16 protein-coding genes are annotated in these 18080 nt (G+C 44.3%); 14 read left to right on the forward strand and 2 right to left on the reverse strand.

Annotation, left to right across the window (positions count from 1 at the left end):
- Positions 1–110: 110 nt before the first annotated feature.
- The 11 genes from CXK86_RS15675 to CXK86_RS15725 all read left to right on the forward strand — a co-directional run bounded on the left by CXK86_RS15675 (position 111) and on the right by CXK86_RS15725 (position 12514).
- Entirely contained in the window at positions 111–950 is an 840-nt protein-coding gene (locus CXK86_RS15675) for a MerR family transcriptional regulator (RefSeq protein ID WP_101314036.1), read from the forward strand.
- Between the two features lie 383 nt (positions 951–1333).
- Positions 1334–2812 carry an Lsa family ABC-F type ribosomal protection protein gene (locus CXK86_RS15680; protein WP_101314037.1) on the forward strand — a complete coding sequence of 493 codons (1479 nt, stop codon included), beginning with the start codon at positions 1334–1336 and terminating at the stop codon, positions 2810–2812.
- A 151-nt stretch (positions 2813–2963) separates the two neighbouring features.
- Positions 2964–3530: a TetR/AcrR family transcriptional regulator gene (locus tag CXK86_RS15685; RefSeq protein WP_101314038.1), complete on the forward strand. Its 567-nt coding sequence runs from the start codon at positions 2964–2966 to the stop codon at positions 3528–3530.
- Between the two features lie 243 nt (positions 3531–3773).
- On the forward strand, positions 3774–4292 hold the full coding sequence (locus CXK86_RS15690; RefSeq protein WP_101314039.1) for an RNA polymerase sigma factor: 519 nt from the start codon (positions 3774–3776) through the stop codon (positions 4290–4292).
- The gene (locus CXK86_RS15695; protein ID WP_101314040.1) at positions 4276–5889 is read left to right on the forward strand and encodes an RNA polymerase subunit sigma; all 1614 of its coding nucleotides are present in this window, start codon (positions 4276–4278) and stop codon (positions 5887–5889) included. Before CXK86_RS15690 ends, CXK86_RS15695 begins: the two co-directional genes overlap by 17 nt.
- Before the next feature lie 345 nt (positions 5890–6234).
- A complete protein-coding gene (locus CXK86_RS15700; RefSeq protein WP_017688647.1) occupies positions 6235–7389 on the forward strand; it encodes a glycosyltransferase family 2 protein in 1155 nt (384 codons plus the stop codon).
- Positions 7390–7426: 37 nt separating this feature from the next.
- Entirely contained in the window at positions 7427–8734 is a 1308-nt protein-coding gene (locus CXK86_RS15705) for an aminotransferase class III-fold pyridoxal phosphate-dependent enzyme (protein WP_101314041.1), read from the forward strand.
- 42 nt (positions 8735–8776) lie between these two features.
- Entirely contained in the window at positions 8777–9808 is a 1032-nt protein-coding gene (locus CXK86_RS15710) for a zinc-dependent alcohol dehydrogenase (RefSeq protein ID WP_036608226.1), read from the forward strand.
- Between the two features lie 92 nt (positions 9809–9900).
- Positions 9901–11145: an MFS transporter gene (locus CXK86_RS15715; protein ID WP_101314042.1), complete on the forward strand. Its 1245-nt coding sequence runs from the start codon at positions 9901–9903 to the stop codon at positions 11143–11145.
- 94 nt (positions 11146–11239) lie between these two features.
- Entirely contained in the window at positions 11240–11833 is a 594-nt protein-coding gene (locus CXK86_RS15720; RefSeq protein ID WP_101314043.1) for a DUF1349 domain-containing protein, read from the forward strand.
- A gap of 39 nt (positions 11834–11872) precedes the next feature.
- Positions 11873–12514: an HAD family hydrolase gene (locus CXK86_RS15725; protein WP_047842847.1), complete on the forward strand. Its 642-nt coding sequence runs from the start codon at positions 11873–11875 to the stop codon at positions 12512–12514.
- On the opposite strand, the gene CXK86_RS15730 is transcribed toward CXK86_RS15725, so the two are convergent.
- On the reverse strand, positions 12511–13326 hold the full coding sequence (locus CXK86_RS15730) for an AraC family transcriptional regulator (protein WP_051447072.1): 816 nt from the start codon (positions 13324–13326) through the stop codon (positions 12511–12513). The two genes, CXK86_RS15725 and CXK86_RS15730, sit on opposite strands and share 4 nt — an antisense overlap.
- Positions 13327–13621: 295 nt before the next feature.
- Between CXK86_RS15730 and CXK86_RS15735 the strand changes: the two genes are divergently transcribed.
- The 3 genes from CXK86_RS15735 to CXK86_RS15745 all read left to right on the forward strand — a co-directional run bounded on the left by CXK86_RS15735 (position 13622) and on the right by CXK86_RS15745 (position 16499).
- Positions 13622–14764, forward strand: a complete 1143-nt coding sequence (locus CXK86_RS15735; protein WP_101314044.1) for an NAD(P)/FAD-dependent oxidoreductase — start codon at positions 13622–13624, stop codon at positions 14762–14764.
- Positions 14761–15048: a hypothetical protein gene (locus CXK86_RS15740; protein WP_101314045.1), complete on the forward strand. Its 288-nt coding sequence runs from the start codon at positions 14761–14763 to the stop codon at positions 15046–15048. The genes CXK86_RS15735 and CXK86_RS15740 overlap by 4 nt, the downstream gene beginning before the upstream one ends.
- Positions 15049–15263: 215 nt before the next feature.
- A complete protein-coding gene (locus CXK86_RS15745; protein ID WP_101314046.1) occupies positions 15264–16499 on the forward strand; it encodes a cytochrome P450 in 1236 nt (411 codons plus the stop codon).
- 98 nt (positions 16500–16597) lie between these two features.
- On the opposite strand, the gene CXK86_RS15750 is transcribed toward CXK86_RS15745, so the two are convergent.
- The gene (locus CXK86_RS15750) at positions 16598–18037 is read right to left on the reverse strand and encodes a DHA2 family efflux MFS transporter permease subunit (protein WP_076249946.1); all 1440 of its coding nucleotides are present in this window, start codon (positions 18035–18037) and stop codon (positions 16598–16600) included.
- Between the last annotated feature and the right edge of the window lie 43 nt (positions 18038–18080).

Here is an 18080-nt window from a genome sequence, read left to right on the forward strand (position 1 = left end):
AATTCAAGACTAAACTATCGGGTAACCCTATAGTCAAACTTTTCTTTACACACTATAATGCATTTATATTGATAAAACTTAGACTACATATGTACATGGAGGGCCCATAGATGGCTGGACATCACGCACAACATTTTACCACCAGTGAATTTGCCAAGATCTGCGGAGTGACCAAACATACCTTGTTTCATTATGACGAGATTGGGCTGTTAAAGCCTGAATATACCAATGCCAAGGGCTACCGCTATTATGGTATGCAACAAACGTATGTGCTGGATGTCATACATGTGCTGAAGAAGGCAGGAAGCTCACTCCAAGAGATTAAGTCGTTTATTCAAAATCAGAATACACCATTGTTAATTGAGCTGTTTGAACAGAAATTAAAGGCACTTGAGTTGGAGCAGCAACGAATCAAACGTATGCAAAAGCTGCTAAGTGGTGCAATAGAAATGACGAAACAAGCCACGGATGCTTCTCCTGAAGGGCTGCATATCGAACAATGTGAGCTGGAGTATTTTATTACTGTTCAACTGGAGCAAGGGGATGGGGATAAGGAATTCTTCCGTAAATTCATTGAATACAGGACCCATTGTGATGAACAGATGATCGACTATGAGTTTCCGGTATGGACGATCTTAACTCAGGAGCACTATGAGGCAGGAGAATACTATCCGGATTACTTTGGCAACAAAATAAAAGCTCCCATTCCAGGGGAAACGATATGGATTAAGCCAAAAGGGATGTATGCCGTCATGAATCATCGAGGTTCATACGAAAGCATGCCGGAGACGTATTCCCTCATGAAAGAGGAGATAGAAAAAGAGGGACTGCAAGTCTGTGGACATGTGTATGCACTGGACCTGCTCACTTATTTTGCAGAAAGTAATCCCGATGAGTACATCATCAAAATTTACGTAGAGGTGTGTAAGCCATTAAACACAATGGTTTAACGGTACGGGGATGGAAGATGAGATCGAGGCTACACTGTCTTGACCCATATCGTATTCCATGTTAAGTTTTCTGTATTAAATTTTGAACTTTCAAAGGGGGGATAGAGTCATGACTGAATTAGAGGTTGTGGATGTTTATGTGGACCTGTCAACAAACATGAACAGTGGCATGGTTCACAATATGACTAATCAGAATCCGACACTTTGTCCTCCTATGCATAGATCTACTTGGCGCTGAGTGGTTTATCGCCAGGTTTCTTTATTGTATAAGCGAATCTAAATTCTGATTATGTTCAAATATTAAAGTGAGGGAATCCATGCCATGTTCTATGGTGAAATCCCGTCAGTTTACTTTTATATTTCACATAAAAAGGATGATATGCATGTCTTTAATCAACGTTACCAACCTGACCTTTGCTTATGAAGGCAGTTACGATAATATATTTGAAAATGTTAGTTTTCAATTGGACTCCGATTGGAAATTGGGTTTTACCGGAAGGAACGGCAGAGGCAAAACGACTTTCCTCAATCTGTTGCTTGGCAAATATGAATACAGCGGACATATCTCTGCGAATGTTAGCTTTGAATACTTTCCTTTCCAGGTAGAAAATAAGGGAGCCATGACCGTTGATGTCATCGGCGAGATTCATCCTGAATATCTACACTGGCAAGTTGTGCGCGAGTTTAACCTGTTGAAAGTGTCAGAAGATGTGTTGTATCGGCCTTTTGATACGTTATCCAACGGAGAACAAACAAAGGTGATGCTGGCTGCTTTGTTCCTGAAGGATAATCGGTTTCTGCTCATAGATGAACCTACCAATCATCTTGATCTCCATGCAAGACAAATCGTCAGTAATTATCTTGGCAGCAAGCGTGGATTTATTTTGGTATCTCACGATCGGGCGTTTCTGGATCACAGCGTGGACCATATCCTTTCCATCAATAAAAGTAACATCGAGATTCAGAAAGGCAATTTCTCCGCTTGGTGGGAAAATAAAAGAAGGCAAGATCAGTTTGAACTTGCGAGTAATGAGAAATTAATAAAGGATATCAAGCGTTTATCCGATTCAGCCAAACGGACCGGTGGATGGTCGCATGAAGTTGAAAAGACCAAAAACGGTACGAGAAATTCCGGCTCCAAGGTGGATAAAGGATATATTGGGCACAAGGCTGCCAAAATGATGAAACGTTCCAAAAATATCGAACAAAGGCAGCAATCTGCGATTCAAGAGAAATCCAAACTTCTCAAAAACATCGAGAGTGCAGAACGTTTACAGATTCATCAGCTGGATTTTCACAAGCAGGAACTTGTTGAATTGGAACATGTGTCGATATCATATGGCTCCAATACGGTGTGTAAGGATGTCAGTATCACGGTTGAACAAGGGGATCGTATTAACCTGTACGGTAAAAATGGATCTGGAAAATCAAGCATTCTTAAACTGATCTGTGGTGAAGATATCCCTTATACAGGTCTTTTCAGAAAGGATCATCAGCTTAAAATCTCGTATGTGTCGCAGGACACGTCCGATCTCGGAGGACATTTATCTGAGTATGCGGCCACACAGGGGATTGATGAAAGCCTGTTTAAATCGATACTTCGAAAGTTGGATTTTTCCAGACTGCAATTGGAGAAAAATATCTCAACGTTTAGCGCAGGTCAAAAAAAGAAAGTGCTCATTGCCAAAAGTCTTAGTGAGAAAGCTCATCTGCATATTTGGGATGAACCACTCAACTTTGTAGATGTCATTTCACGTATGCAGATCGAAGACTTACTCTTGGAATACTCGCCAACCCTGCTTTTTGTAGAGCATGATCGTGAATTTTGTACAAATATTGCAACGAGAATCATCGAACTGTAAGTAACGTGAAAGATAACCATGCTAAGAGCCGCCAAATGGCGGCTTTTAGTATTACTCGTGAGGAAGTATGCTATAATTTTATAATCTCATCCAATCATTTGATGGATGACTAGATCAATTGTAGACTAATTCGCCAAGAGGTGTAATACCAATGAAAAAGGAAATGACAACAATCAAACAAACCAGGCTTCATTCCATTTTGGACGAGGCCACCAAATTGCTGATTGAAAAACCGAATGCTTCTATGAATGAGATTGCAGAATCTGCAAAAATCGGGATCGCTACGTTACATCGATATGTGGAAAGCCGTGAACAGCTCATGGTATATCTCGGATTACGCGCAATCGAGGTGGTCAGTGAGACCATGAAAGAAATCCAACTGGATGAGGAGCACTGTGAAAAGTACATACCTGAGCTGATCGAGGCGCTGATTCCATTAGGCGACAAAATTTATTTTCTGGCTCATGACACCACCATTAACTATAATCCCGAGATTGAGGGAGCAGATCTGAAACTGAGAGAACCTGTATTACACACGGTCGGTCTGTTACAACAGAAAGGTTATTTCCGCTCCGATCTCGATAAAACCTGGATTGTCGATGTGTTGTATTCCATCATGTTCCTGACGTGGCAGCAGGTTGTAAGTGGTCATATCGCGAGAAAAGCAGCCCCTGCGCTTGTGGTGGATACGTTTTATCATGGATTTAAGCAGAGATGAAAATAGGGGTGAGATTAACTCAACAGCATCAGCTCGTTACTCGATGACCAAATGATTTCATAAAGTCGCTAATTTAGCGGCTTTTTTTGCTTGTTTACATGTATATAGACCTGTTCAAGCAGAGACATTGAACTAATCTATTCTAGGTATCCGAGAACTTAGCAAAACCAACTATAAACAAAATGAACGATTACATAACATTATTTGTCTTATTAATGAGAACACGGCAAAGGGGGGGATAGAATGACTGACAGAGAAATTTTTGAATTGTACAAAGAGCAAGTTTATTACTTCTGTTATTATCTGATGAAGAATCAAGCAGATGCCGAGGACATTTGCCAAGAAGTATTTGTCAAAGTTATTTTGGCTGACAGAACTAAGGTAAGGAATATGAAATCATGGATATTGCGAATTGCTTCAAATGAGTGTCATAACGTTATGAGAAGACGGAAATCTGGATGGTTGAAAGAAATGCGGCATTATTTGTTGTCCAAATCCCAGAGTTATAACCCTGTGGAAGAGGGTGTGTACCATAGGGAAACAAAAGAAGAGCTACGAGGATTATATAGTGGGCTTCCTGACAAGATTAGGATGGTTGTTGTCCTTCGATTTATCAATGATTTGACTGTACCTGAGATATCTAAAGTTATGAACATACCTGAAGGGACTGCAAAATCCAGATTAAACAAAGGGTTAAAACTTCTCAATAAAATGGTTGAACCTCAACTAAAGGAGATGAGTAATAATGAATCAGTATTCTAATAAGGAAAAAAACATATCTCCTCCGGATTATGACTTGATGTGGACAACCATTGAAAAAGAAGCACATAAACGACGAGTCAATCTGAATTCTTCACAAAAGCCTGCTGGATATCGAGCTAAAGCAATTCCTATAAGCATCATTTTTACTTTTTTCTTACTTGTTGCTATTCCTGTATTCGCCAGTATGACGATTGATTGGGATCGAATCGGAGGCCGGGGCGTTGCAAGCGCAATAAATAATGGTATCGGTCAGCAATATGATCTTCAGTCCGCTAGTTCAGGTGTGACAATGAATTTAAGCGGTGTTGTAACAGATGGAGAAAAAATGAAAATGCTCATATCTCTGGACACATCAATCGATCTTTCTCCATATAGTGAATTTGCGACTGAGGAAAATACTATAATAGGAGAATCCGATGCGAGAGCGAACGTATATGGTTATTTGGGGCACGATCCTGATAGTCAGAAACTCATTGGGATCTATGAAACAGCTGATACTTTAAAAGGTGGTACCAAAGAGTTTACATTCGAAGCAAAGAATCTTATCCTTTATCGGGATAGGGATATTTTCCTGAAATCTAATCAACATACTGGAGAATCAATGGTTACTGGTGTTTCACAGTTTCCGGCGATTCATATTGAATCGGTTAGACATGCAGATAATCAAACGGTCATCCGTTATAAAGTCGAGGTAGCAGCATCAGATTTGGAAAGCGTCAAACCTCACTTGAGAGTTCATACCGGGTCCCAGGTTGTAGATGCTATTCCGACCATCTTGCCTAACGAAGAAAAAGGATTGTTGATTGAACAGGTATTTGATATATCGGAAGCGGATTGGGCGAATGCGAACCTTCATTTCAATTATGTTGAAGCAGCAAAACGATTGACAGGTACTTGGAAATTCGATTTTGTCGCAAATGGGAAAAAAGCAAGTGAGGCGATATATACGAAAAAACTGTATACCAATCCTGAATTCCAAGCAAAAACCGGTGTTACTTTAGATCAACTTGTGATTACTCCATTGAATCTTCAGATTTTAATTGATGAAGAAGGTTCATATACAGAAGGTATTGTTCAATATAAATCGATTCAGATGATTATAGATGATAAAACAATCACAGGGGTGCAAGCCACGAAAGGGGGGCGTTCTGAAAATAATCAGCAATTGTTTGATTTTGAATCTCCTGAGTGGTATCAAAACTGGTCTGATGTTCCAATGAAACTCATCTTAAAAGATGCCATTGTTCAGAAACGAGATACAACTAAAAACTGGATTCATTTAAATGAACCCAAGAAACAAAAGCAATACACCAAACTCACTGTCGATGGACTTGAAATACAATTTTCTTATTATAGGGATGGGGAGAAATTAATTGTAGAGTCATATTCCAAAACGCCTAGTTTCAGAGGTATTAACCAAACAATGCTTCGGATCAATGGCAAAGAAGTTTTTCCTGAAATTAACCCCCAAGGGATGACACCTGCAAAAATTCATATAGATACCTACAAAGATATTCCATTTGATGGACATATTGAACTGAATCCGGGCATCTATAAATACAGCGATCCGGACAAAAATGTAGAGATTCAACTGTAGATAAAGTAATTCATAATTTGAGCTTGATGAACAATATAACACCTTCAGAGAGAATCCGTTACATGAGGAACGGAGACTCTTTGAGGGTGTTTTTTTGCGTTCACAAAAGCGTTTCTCAGTGCGCAAGCTGCAAAAACTTGATTTTCTCACATATTCAAATATTAACAGAGTTCAGAATTTAAGATTTTCAGTTTACAAAAAATGATATAAATTTCTAGTAGATTCAAATCATTACCAAATAAAGACAAAATATTCAAGTGAGGGGGCCGGACAGAAACACCAGCAATTGTGCAGTTCGAATCAGCTTATGTACTCATTCCATCAACCCAAATCAGGAGGGATTCCATGCTTTACACCATTATTGTGCCAGTCAACCAGGACTATAACATTTTGAACCTGTTCACAGATTCGCTACTCCGGACGGTAAGCCCATCCACTCAGATTATTTTCATCAACGATGGTTCCGGCTCAGCAGTCTTTCAACATCTGGATAAACTGAAGCAAGAAGTAAGAGAAGGTGTGACCATCGAGATTCTTCAGCATGATTTTCCACTCGGTTGCGCCGTGTCGATTAATAGCGCACTGAGCCTAGCCAAGGGAGAGTACATTTTCTTCCTGGATTCTGACACCATTCTTCAACCGAACTGGCAACCGATGATGAAAGAGACACTGGATAGCGATATTACGATTGGCATGATTGGGGGCGTTCTGTTGTATCCGCAAACAGGAGGCGTGCAGCATTGCGGCATTGCTTTTGCGGACACCATCGGCCGACACCTGTTCCTGAACGCATCACCTGATGATATCCCAAAAGAAACCTTCTCTGTTCAACTGGTGGTGTTTGCCATGTTTGGCATGAAGCGGGAGGTGTATGAGACCATCGGCAACCTCGATGAGAAATTCTTTAACGGATACGAGGACTTTGATTATCAGATGCGGGCACGAGCTGCCGGATACGATACGGTCATTAATCCGAATATTCAAGCATATCACTGGGAACGCAGCAGCGGCATTCACCGCAACTTCAACCGGAAGAACAATCTGGCACGATTCTGGAAAAAGTGGGGCGGTCAAATCGAGGCTGATGTGTGGCCATTCGTTTTCAGTCATCTGAAAGCACAGCTGGAAAGCCAAGAGGAATACCAGCATCTGCCGATTGTCGGGATTGACCTTGCCGAGGTTCGAAGTGATGCCGATACATTCTGGACCAAGCTAGAGGAAGCCGAATTTGCAAATGTAGCCGAAGTACGGGACTATTCAAACCGCTTTAATTCCAATGGGGCCATCTGGCTGCCACAGGTACTGGGCAAGGAACTGATTCATAGTGAGAACCGGTTACTGTTTTTGGTGGACAATTTCGCCCGTTTGCTGGAGAACCGCTACTGGATTGAGATGAGACATGCTCATCGAGCCAAGGATCTGATCATTGATCTGTATGGCAATGTGATCACGATGGATCGCATATACGATGGATGCTGGCCTGGAACCAAAGTTCGGTAATTCACTCACAACGAAAATAAACAGGGAGGTACTTAAGGTGAAAGAAAAAGAGAGCACGCTCGATCGTGCCGTACGATTTACCCGTAATCTGGAGTGGTTGGAACAAGTCGAGAAGGTAATTCCGAGCGGATGCAGCACTTTAGCCAAAGCACCTGAACGTTTATTTCCGGGCCATACACCCGTATGTTGTGCAGAGGCTTATAATTCCCGATTTACAGATATCGACGGGAATGAATGGCTGGATTGCGAAATGGCTATGGGTACGGCGCCATGGGGCCATGCCAGACATGAAGTCCAATTAACCGTCATTCACCAGTTGAAAAAAGGGACAAGCTTTTCTTTACCTGCCGACATCGAGCTTGAATGTGCCGAGTTGATTCTGGAGCGGTTCGAGGGTCGTTATCCATCGCTGCGCTTCACCAAGAGTGGTGCTGATGCGGTGAGTGGGGCCGTGCGTCTGGCCCGTGCCGCTAGTGGCAAAAGCAAGGTTATTGCAACAGCTTATCATGGGTGGCACGACTGGTCTGCCTACGGTTATTATGGTGGCCAGACAAAAGAACGTGGCATCCCGGTGGATATCGAGCGTTCAACAATCTGGGTTAACAAGCCAACTGTGGAGCGAATTGAGGCTCAGATTACCGCGTCTCCCGAGGATATCGCATGTATTGTTTTATGCCCCAACGAGTGGAAAAAGGACGCGCTGGAGAAAGCCGTAAACCTATGTCGATCTCTGGACATCATTATCATATTCGATGAGGTAACTTCCGGTATTCGAATGGGCAAGCAGGCTACAGCAGGAGAATATGACATCTGGCCTGATCTGCTCTGTATCTCTAAAGGTATGGCCAACGGTTTACCGCTCGCAGCGGTTATGGGGCCTGAGCACTTGATGTCTTTGTCAGGACAGGTCAGATTCAGTAATGCCCATTCCAGTGAAACGACAGCGCTCGCAGCAGCCATTGCCTGTGAACGATTAATGAAAAATGCGAAAGTATGGCCGACTTGGCGTGATCCGGCAACCCGGATCATGGATCGTCTGGAATCTGAACTTGTATTACTCGGATTGACGGATCAATTGGAAGTGAGAGGGACGTATGCAAGCTTCTGCATTCAATCCCTGGCTGAAGATAACTTCCAGACAGACCCTTTCCGCGAGTTCATGGTGAAGAGAATGGCTCACTTCGGCATTTTCACCAAGGGTTACTTTATTTTCTCTGATGCCCATACACGGGAAGAGTTACTATGGGTCGAGGAAGCGCTGTTGCAGATCCTGTCAGACTGGAAAGAGATTCAGAAGCAGGAACATCTTCATGCGATGCAACTTTCGAAAACGTTTGAAGCTTAATCCATAGATCATAATCGACAATCGACTAGGAGGAATTATTCAATGAAAGCACTCGTATATCAGGATCTCAAACAGGTGACTTACCAGGAGATTGAGGAGCCAACCATTCAAAAGCCAAACCAGGTAAAAATTAAAATCTATGGTTCCGGCATCTGCGGGACAGATCTGAATATTGTCAAAGGCAAAGTGCCAGCAAATAAAGGAACGATCATTGGTCATGAAGGTGTAGGCACAGTGGTTGAGGTGGGCGACGACGTTCGTGGTTTCAAGATCGGTGATCGAGTATTGGTTGATCCCACGCAATCTTGCGGTACCTGCTCATACTGCCGTGAGGGTCTGTTCATCTACTGCGAGAATTTTGATGACTATCAAGTAGGGATGACGACGCACGGAACCTTTGCTGAATATTTTGTTGGGGACGAAAAGTATATCTATGCCATTCCGGATTCCATGAGTTGGGAAACGGCCATGATGATCGAACCACTGGGATGTGTACTTCAGACGTTCATGAAAGCAGGGACTAAGCCAAGTGACTCTGTACTGGTCCTCGGTTCTGGAGCAATCGGTTCCCTGTGTCAGCTAGTTAGCAAACGATTGGCAAGGCTTACCGTAGGCACGGAAGTTGATCCATACCGCAAAGAGTTCGCTTCAGGGATCGCGGATCATGTGTTCTATCCTCAGGATCTGACTCTGGATAAAGTATACGAGATCAATAATAACAAAAAGTTTGATATTGTAGTGGACGCGGTTGGTAACCAGCTTCATGTAGGGTTTGAGCTGATTGCCAAAGGCGGAAAAATTATTCCTATGGGATATGACGACAGCTATGAGGTGACGTTCAAATCAACAGCCGTGATTAATGATGGCATTAGTATCATTGGCGCAGTGGCTAATCACTCGATGATCAGTACGGCACTGAAATTTGCCCAAAGCATCCCGGAACTGGAACAGATGGTGACAGCCAAGGAACTGCTGAGTGATTATGAACAGGCCTTTAATGGAACGATTGGTTATGACATGCATACTGGAGAGAAGTTGCCGATGAATTCGGTCAAAACAGCTCTTATCCTATAAGAGGTACTATAAGCATGTAGACATTAGCGGGTTTGCCGCTGCGAGAAGTTGGAATTCGCAGCGGTGAAAACCGCAGAAGGAAGGGATATCGATTGAAATTGCTTCAAGATTTGCCGAAGAATCCACGCTACTCCATTTTACTCGAACCGGTATGGGCCATTCCGGGCACGATCGTTCTATTCTACGCTCCTTTATATATGAAGGAAGCCGGACTTTCGGACATAGAAATCGGTTTAATCAATTCGGTGAATCTTTATTTTGCCTTTATCTTTCAATTGTTTGCAGGTTCCATTACGAATAAGCTGGGCCGAAAACGAACAACACTGATCTTTGATCTGCTTGCCTGGAGTGTTCCCATGTTCATCTGGGCCTTCTCCCAGAACTTCTGGCTGTTCCTGATCGCCTACTTACTGAACGCAACATCCAAGTTTGTAACGGTCGCCTTTAACTGTCTGATCATAGAGGATGTGGAGGAACACAAACGTTCCAAGGTATTTGCCATTCTCAACATGATTATTACAGGGGCTGGGGTACTCACGCCAATTGCCGGGGTGGTCATTGCTGATTATGGTATTGTGCCTACACTCGCCACTATTTACTTTGTCGGGGGCATCCTCATGACCGCCATGTTCTTCATTCGTAACCGATACACGGATGAGACCGAGGTCGGCAAGGAACTTATGGGATTGCATAGTAAAACCCGCGTGCTTCAGAGCTTGGGTTCCAGTCTGCGCCTGTTTGGAAAATCGTTCTACAAACGGAGACTTTTTCCGATTATTCTGATCACGGTGTTGTCCAATCTGATCTTGCAGCTGAATTTCTTTCAGGTCATTTTCTTCAAGGAACAGTTGAAGTTTGATGACCGTGTCATTTCGTTTATCCCAGTAGTGACTGCGGTAACCGTCATGCTGCTCTATCTGGTCATCATTCCGCGACTGAAACGGCGTTCGGAAGAAAAGTATGTTGGTTTTTCCATTGTGCTTAGCACGGCCGGAGCCATTCTGTTTCTGTTGATCCCTGTGGGGAATATAGGGATGTTGTTTCTCACGCTAATCGTGCTCGCTGCGGGTAACTTCATTTTGCAGACGTACCGGGATTCCCTGCTGATGAACCGATTGGGTACGCATGAGAAAGCCGATATGTTCTCGGCCGTGCAGACCGTCATGACGCTTACAGCCATTCCATCCGGATACCTGACGGGCCTGCTCTACCATCACAATCCAACACTATTGTTCAGTGTCATTCTTGGTCTATATGTCGTACTCATGGTCATCATGTTTTTCCTGCCAGATCCGCAAAAGCACTCCCAAGTGCTGGAACCTTACAAAAATATGTAGAAAAAGGGGTTTACTGTATCTGGAGCGAATATGTAGTACAGAAAAAACTAGAACAACCTCTAGAACATATTTTAACTTGGGAGGCTACTAACAAATGACTAACGTAATGACAACAGAAGCACGGAAGCAATGGAGCTGGATGAACGAGCCCGAAACCTGGTCCTATACCGATCAGGGAGGTGTGCTGGTGGAAGCGAAGGCGGACACCGACTTTTTCCAAGATCCAGCGGGCAAGCACATTCGTGCAACCGCACCATTTCTGTCCATGCCTGTGCCTGGCGATTTCGAAATCACAACCCAATTAACCGTTGATATGAAAAATCAATATGATTCCGGATGTCTGATGGTGATGGCGGATGATCGTAACTGGTGCAAAATTTGTTTTGAATATGATGGAAAAGCGCCTACCATCGTGTCGGTGGTGACACGTGATGGTTCATCCGATGATTGTAATTCGGTTGAAGTCTCCGTACCTAATCCCTATCTGCGTATACGCAAAGTAGAGGGCTGCATATCATTCTTTTATTCACCCGATGGGGAAGAGTGGAAACTAATTCGATATTTCGGCATGCCGATACAAGGGGAACTTCGAGCTGGATTAGTTGTTCAGTCGCCGACTGGAACGGGCTGTACGTGTCACTTTTTATCCGTGAACGTTACTCATCCGGACTTGACCGCACGTTTCTAATCCGCTCCCCCGGCCGATCATTGGAGGGAGAACAGGTTCATGGTAAAAGCTTTTATATTTGATTTTGATGGACTCATTGTTGATACAGAGACACCTTGGTATTATGCGTTTCGCGATATTTATGAAGAGCACGGAGTGGAACTTGGTCTGGAGCTATGGTCGAAAAATGTGGGGACATCCTTTGAGGAGTTTCATCCATTTCTGTATCTGGAGCAAGCGCTCCAAAAAAAGATAGATCATGATCATATCAAACTGCTCTCTGAACAGAAATACGAAGTCTATTTGGGACAGGCCGCCATTCTTCCAGGGGTGTATGAATTGCTTCAGTCTGCGAGGGAGAAGGGGATTCAGCTTGCGGTTGCTTCCAGCTCCACACGGGACTGGGTGCATGGTTACTTGCAGAAATTAGGCATTTTTGATTATTTCACAGTCGTTCATACATCCGAGGATGTGAAGCGAGTGAAACCGGACCCTGAACTGTACCTTCTTGCTCTCCAGAGTCTTGGGATCGAGGCTTCCGAAGCGATTGTGTTCGAAGACTCACCTAATGGCTTGAAGGCAGCCAATGCAGCAGGTATTCGGTGTATCATCGTACCTAACGAGGTAACGCGTGGTCTGGAATTCGCCATGCATGAACTGCGGTTATCCTCGCTGGCCGAGATTGATGTGGAGGCGCTCTAATCCAGATACTGCTTGCGTAGCTCGATAGGGGAGATCCCTTCGTATTTTTTGAACACTGATCCAAAGTAACTGGCACTGTTGAAACCAACGGCTTTGGCTATTTCATGAGCGGTCGTAGCGTTATTTTCGATGAGCATTTCCTTGGCTTTCAACAACCGATATCGCATCAGATATTCCAATGGAGTCATTTGAAATTCTTTTTTGAATATCCGATTGAGGTGCTGCTCGGTAACGTCCATCTGCTCAGCCAACAAGGGGAGAGAAATATCCTGATGATAATTTTGTTTGATAAAAGTAATGAGTTCATCCAATCTTAATCGGGCATCAGAACGTTCGTAAGCACTATAGCGTTCACCTTCAATGGTTAATCTGACCAAAAGCATGTACAGTAATGCGGATACGTGCCAGATCTGATCCTTGTGCCGGGACTGCAGCGCCAACGTAATTTCACGCAACAGGATATGAAGCATTCCATCCGGCTTGAAGGCGCGCAGCTCCCCGATCTGCAAGGTATGCAAGAACCGTGGCAACAAATAGCCATTGAAAGACAGACAATCAAATCGTAATGAATCACTCAGATTGTGGTAACGGTAGGTTACCTCCGGGAACAAAATGAGAGCGGTCCCTTTTTTGATCGAAAATTCATGATTCTTTGCTGCGATTCGCCCTGTTCCTCCGATGCACTGTACAATGCTGTAATCCCGTGAATGGTCGCTCCAATTCATCAATTCATCAACGGTCAACTGGTTTTGCCCTGTAATCATGAGCGGCATATCGGTATCCAGCGGATTCCCCATACTAGGTTTCGGCATCGTCGTGTTATTCCTCTTTTCGTTAAAGGATCATGTGCGTAAGTGGCGTGGTTACAGCGTTAAAAGAAACCTAGAAAGAATTATATTACATAAATGGAATAATTTTAATTGAATGACGGGCAATATATAAAACGTTTTCATATAAATGCTTCAACGATTATTAATTGGATGAATGAGTATGAACTGTAGTCTGATCAGCCTTTATTTATGGATCTAAAAGTACGCCCGCCTTGCCAACAGAATGCGAAACGGTATACGCTATAACGAATGAGTGATTAAGGAAAGGGATGCAAACATGAAGAAAGTCATCGTAGTCGGATCGGGTATTCTGGGGGCATCAACAGCCTATCAATTAGCCAAGCGGGGCGCAGAGGTAATCATCGTAGATCGAAAAGATATAGGACAGGCAACGGATGCAGCTGCCGGTATCATCTGTCCATGGCTGTCACAGCGTCGCAATCAGGACTGGTATCAGCTCGCCAAGGCAGGTGCGCGGTTCTATCCTGGCATCATAGCGGAGCTTAAAGCCGAAGGAGAAACGGAAACCGGTTATGCTCAAGTGGGCGCGCTTAGTATTCATACGGATGTGGACAAAATCAATAAAATGGAAGAGCGGGCCCATCTTCGCAAAGCAGATGCACCGGAGATTGGCGACATTACACCTCTTGATGACAAAGAAACCCGTGATCGTTTTCCATTGCTGGATGAACGTTATCAATCGGTACATATCAGTGGTGCTGCACGTATAGATGGAAGAGCGCTGCGCGATGCATTGATCCGGTCTTCACAGCGAAATGGAGCGGAAGTGATCCATGGAGACGCCACGCTTCAATTCGAAGCGGATCGGGTCATTGGTGTGAGTGTTAATGATCAGAGTTTCCTGGCAGATGAAGTCGTTGTCTGTGCAGGTGCATGGGCCAACGAACTGCTGAAGCCACTCGGCATACACTTTAAAGTGCATTATCAAAAGGCACAAATTATGCATCTACATGTCACGGATGGGGAGGATACAGGCCGCTGGCCTGTGATCATGCCACCTTCTGATCAATATCTGCTGGCCTTTGATCAACAGAAGATTGTGATTGGTGCCACTCATGAAAATGATGTGGAGGGTTATGATACAAGAGTCACTGCAGGGGGCATGCAGGAAGTTTTGAATAAAGGTCTGGAACTGGCGCCGGGGCTAGCCAATAGCACATTCCAGGAGGTAAGAGTTGGGTTCCGTCCGTTCACACCTGGCTTTCTACCAGTAATGGGGGCTGTCCCAGGCTGGCAAGGTCTGATTACCGCGAATGGACTTGGAGCCTCTGGATTGACCATGGGTCCTTTTATCGGGAGTCAACTGGCGAAACTAGCTCTCGGCATGGAGCTGGATATCGATATTGAGCCCTACACTGTTGGCAAAGCAATGGATGAAATTGAAAGAGGTGAGTCATGACATATTCACAACGTGTATCCGATGGAGCGAACTCGTCCGACATCATATATTTGGAGCATCAGATCGGTACGACAAAAGAAAAACTGCGAATGGCTTTGGAGAAACAAGAAACATACAAAAGCGAATTGTCGGAATTGAAGTCATCACCAATCAGGAATGCATCCGAAGACAATTCTGAAGAGCAAGTCTTAATGGAGAAGGTAAGCCAAACGAAGAACTTGGTTGAAACCCTGTCTGAACAACTGGAGCAACTACAGGAAGCATTGGCGAAACTAGGCGATTGATCGGCTCGTATGGCTTATCTCACTGAGACATCGACAGAAATAATATACGATACGTATAAAACGAAAACCCCTTATATTAAGGGGTTTTTCTGATTTAGTTCAAATGGTTTATATCAACAAATGAACGAATGGTATAAAATGGAATCAGGTGCTGAACTGTCAATTCAGATACCCATGTAACCAATCACGAAACTATGCTGAGAGGTGGATTCCAAATGTATAAAGAAGTGATACGTGTTGAGGACATCACGAGGTTTCAGTCCAGGTCTGAAGAGTTTTTCCCACTTCACTGGTTTCGAAAAATGCTGTCCGAGCATCCAGTGTACTATCACGAAGATACAGACACCTGGAATGTGTTCAGATACGATGATGTGAAGCAGGTCCTCAGTAATCATGAGTATTTTTCAGCCGAAGGAACCCGGACAACGATTGCCGTTGGAGCAAAGAACAATGAAGGCACACCTCCAGACAAATTAAACATATCAAGTATCGATCCTCCCCGTCATCAAAAGAGCCGTTCGTTGTTATCTGCTGCTTTTACTCCGCGTAGTCTGAAAAACTGGGAACCACGAATTCGCAACATTGCAGAACAGCTGGTAGCCGATATTGAGCCAAATACGACCATTGATATCGTCCAAGCATTAGCTGCTCCGTTGCCTTCCATGGTGATGGCGGATCTGCTCGGCATCCCTCTCACAGACAGCCATCGCTTCAAGAACTGGGTAGATATTCTGTTTCAACCCACCAATCCCAAGACGGCTGAGGAGAGTGAACTGAAAAAGCAAACTGCCGCTCAAGAGTATTATCAATTCCTGTATCCTATTGTGGTTCATAAACGGACTCATCCTGGTGAGGATATCATTACCGATCTGTTGAACGTGGATGTTGAGGGGGAGAAGTTCACGGAGGATGAGGTTGTTCGCACGACCATGCTTCTGCTTGGAGCCGGTATAGAGACAACGAGTCATATGGTTTCAAATACGTTCTATTCCTTCCTCTACGATGACCCGAGCTTGTATGGCCAACTCAGGCAGAACCCCGAATGGGTTCCGCTCGCAGTGGAAGAAATGCTTCGTTATAGGTTCCATAATGCCAAGCGGCATCGGACAGTAAAGCAGGATAATCAACTGCTCGGAGTGGATTTGAAAAAAGGAGATGTTGTCATCTCCTGGATGAGTGCAGCCAATATGGATGAGCAGATGTTTGAAGACCCCTTTGAGCTGAATATTCATCGTCGGAATAACAAAAGACATCTTACCTTTGGTAATGGCCCACACTTTTGTCTGGGTGCCCCGCTAGCAAGAATGGAACTCAGCATTGCCTTGACTGCATTTGTGGAGAAGATTGCTCGGATTGAACTGGTGGAGTCCTTTGATCTGGAGAATAATCTGGCCACTTCAGCTCCGGGACAGTCGTTGACCCATCTGCCAGTGAAGATCGTTGCGGAGTGAGAAGGAATCATACGGGACACAACCTAAAAAGCGGCAGATCAGACGTAAACGTCTTGATCTGCCGCTTTGTTATGCAAGCAAGTATGAGGCTGGACACCTTAATTTGAATTCATGGAAACTTTTTGTCTTACCACCTGTTTGATTTCTTCCTCTTTGGCTTGTTTGGTGCGTTTGATAAAGAAGGAAAGGACCAATCCCACAACAGCGATACCGATGATAACAACATAAGCATCATTGATACCCTGGATCATGGATTCTGTAGCAAGCTGTTTTTGACTGAGACCATTGGCTGCACCAGTCGCCATCATATCCTGTACGTGTGCCGTTGTACGGGAGGTCATGACACTTACGAGCAATGAAGTACCTACAGCGCCAGCCACTTGTCTGACGGTGTTGGAGATAGCTGTACCGTGTGCACCAAGTCTTGGTGGCAGTTGGTTAAGTCCCGCAGTCTGAATCGGCATCATGAGCAGAGCCATACCAATTCGGCGGCCGGTAGACATTAATACCAGGTAACCATAACTGGTTGAATCCGTTAAGTCGATGAAACCAATTGTCGTGACGATGGTGATCACCATCCCGATAACAGCGAGCCATTTCGCTCCAAATCGGTCAAACAATTTTCCGGCTACTGGCATCAGGAAGCCCATGACAAGTGCACCTGGCAGAAGCAATAATCCGGACTCCAGTGCAGTGTAACCACGTGCGTTCTGGAGATACAAGGGAAGCAACATCATGTCAGCATACATGATCATTGTAATCGCGATACTGATGACCGTGGTCAGGGAGAACATATTGTACTTGAAAGCCCGCAGATCAAGTAGCGGAGTTTCAGACACGAGCTGACGCCATGTAAACAGGGCAAGCGAAACGATTCCAGCCGCAATGCAGATAAGAACTTCTGCACTTGACCATCCCAGACTTCCTGCTCTGCTGAAACCATAGAGCAATGCGCCAAATCCGATCGTGGAGAGCACCACACTGATTGTGTCGAACTTTGTGTTGACCCGTTCGGATACATTCTTCAGGTATACAAACGCAAAAGCAATGACAATAAGAGTTAATGGAATCATGCCATAGAACATCGTTTGCCAAGAGTAGTTCTCGAGGATATAACCGGCAAGGGTAGGCCCGATTGCAGGGGCAAAAATGATGGCAAAACCAACCATACCCATTGCAGATCCTCGTTTTTCAGGAGCAAACAAGGTCAAAATAACGTGCATCAAGAGCGGCATGATAATGCCGGCACCCGCTGCTTGAATCATACGTCCTGTCAGCAATGTGCCAAAGTTATCTGCAAGAGCAGATACGATGGTACCAATCAGGAAAATAAACATGGAAGCTTGGAATAATTGCTTGGTTGAAAAGCGTTGCATGAAGTAGGCCGTGATCGGGATAAGCACCCCGTTCACCAGCATGTAACCTGTCGTTAACCATTGTGCTGTTGCGGCGGAGATGTTAAAATCACCCATCAGTTCCGGTGTAGCAACACTCATGATCGTTTGATTCAACGTTGCAAGGAAGGCTCCCAAAATCATGATAAACAGGATGGGGCCTTTCTTTACGGATAATTCTTCTTGT

Origin of the sequence: Paenibacillus sp. BGI2013 (assembly GCF_002843485.1) — a bacterium.
GTDB lineage: Bacteria > Bacillota > Bacilli > Paenibacillales > Paenibacillaceae > Paenibacillus > Paenibacillus amylolyticus.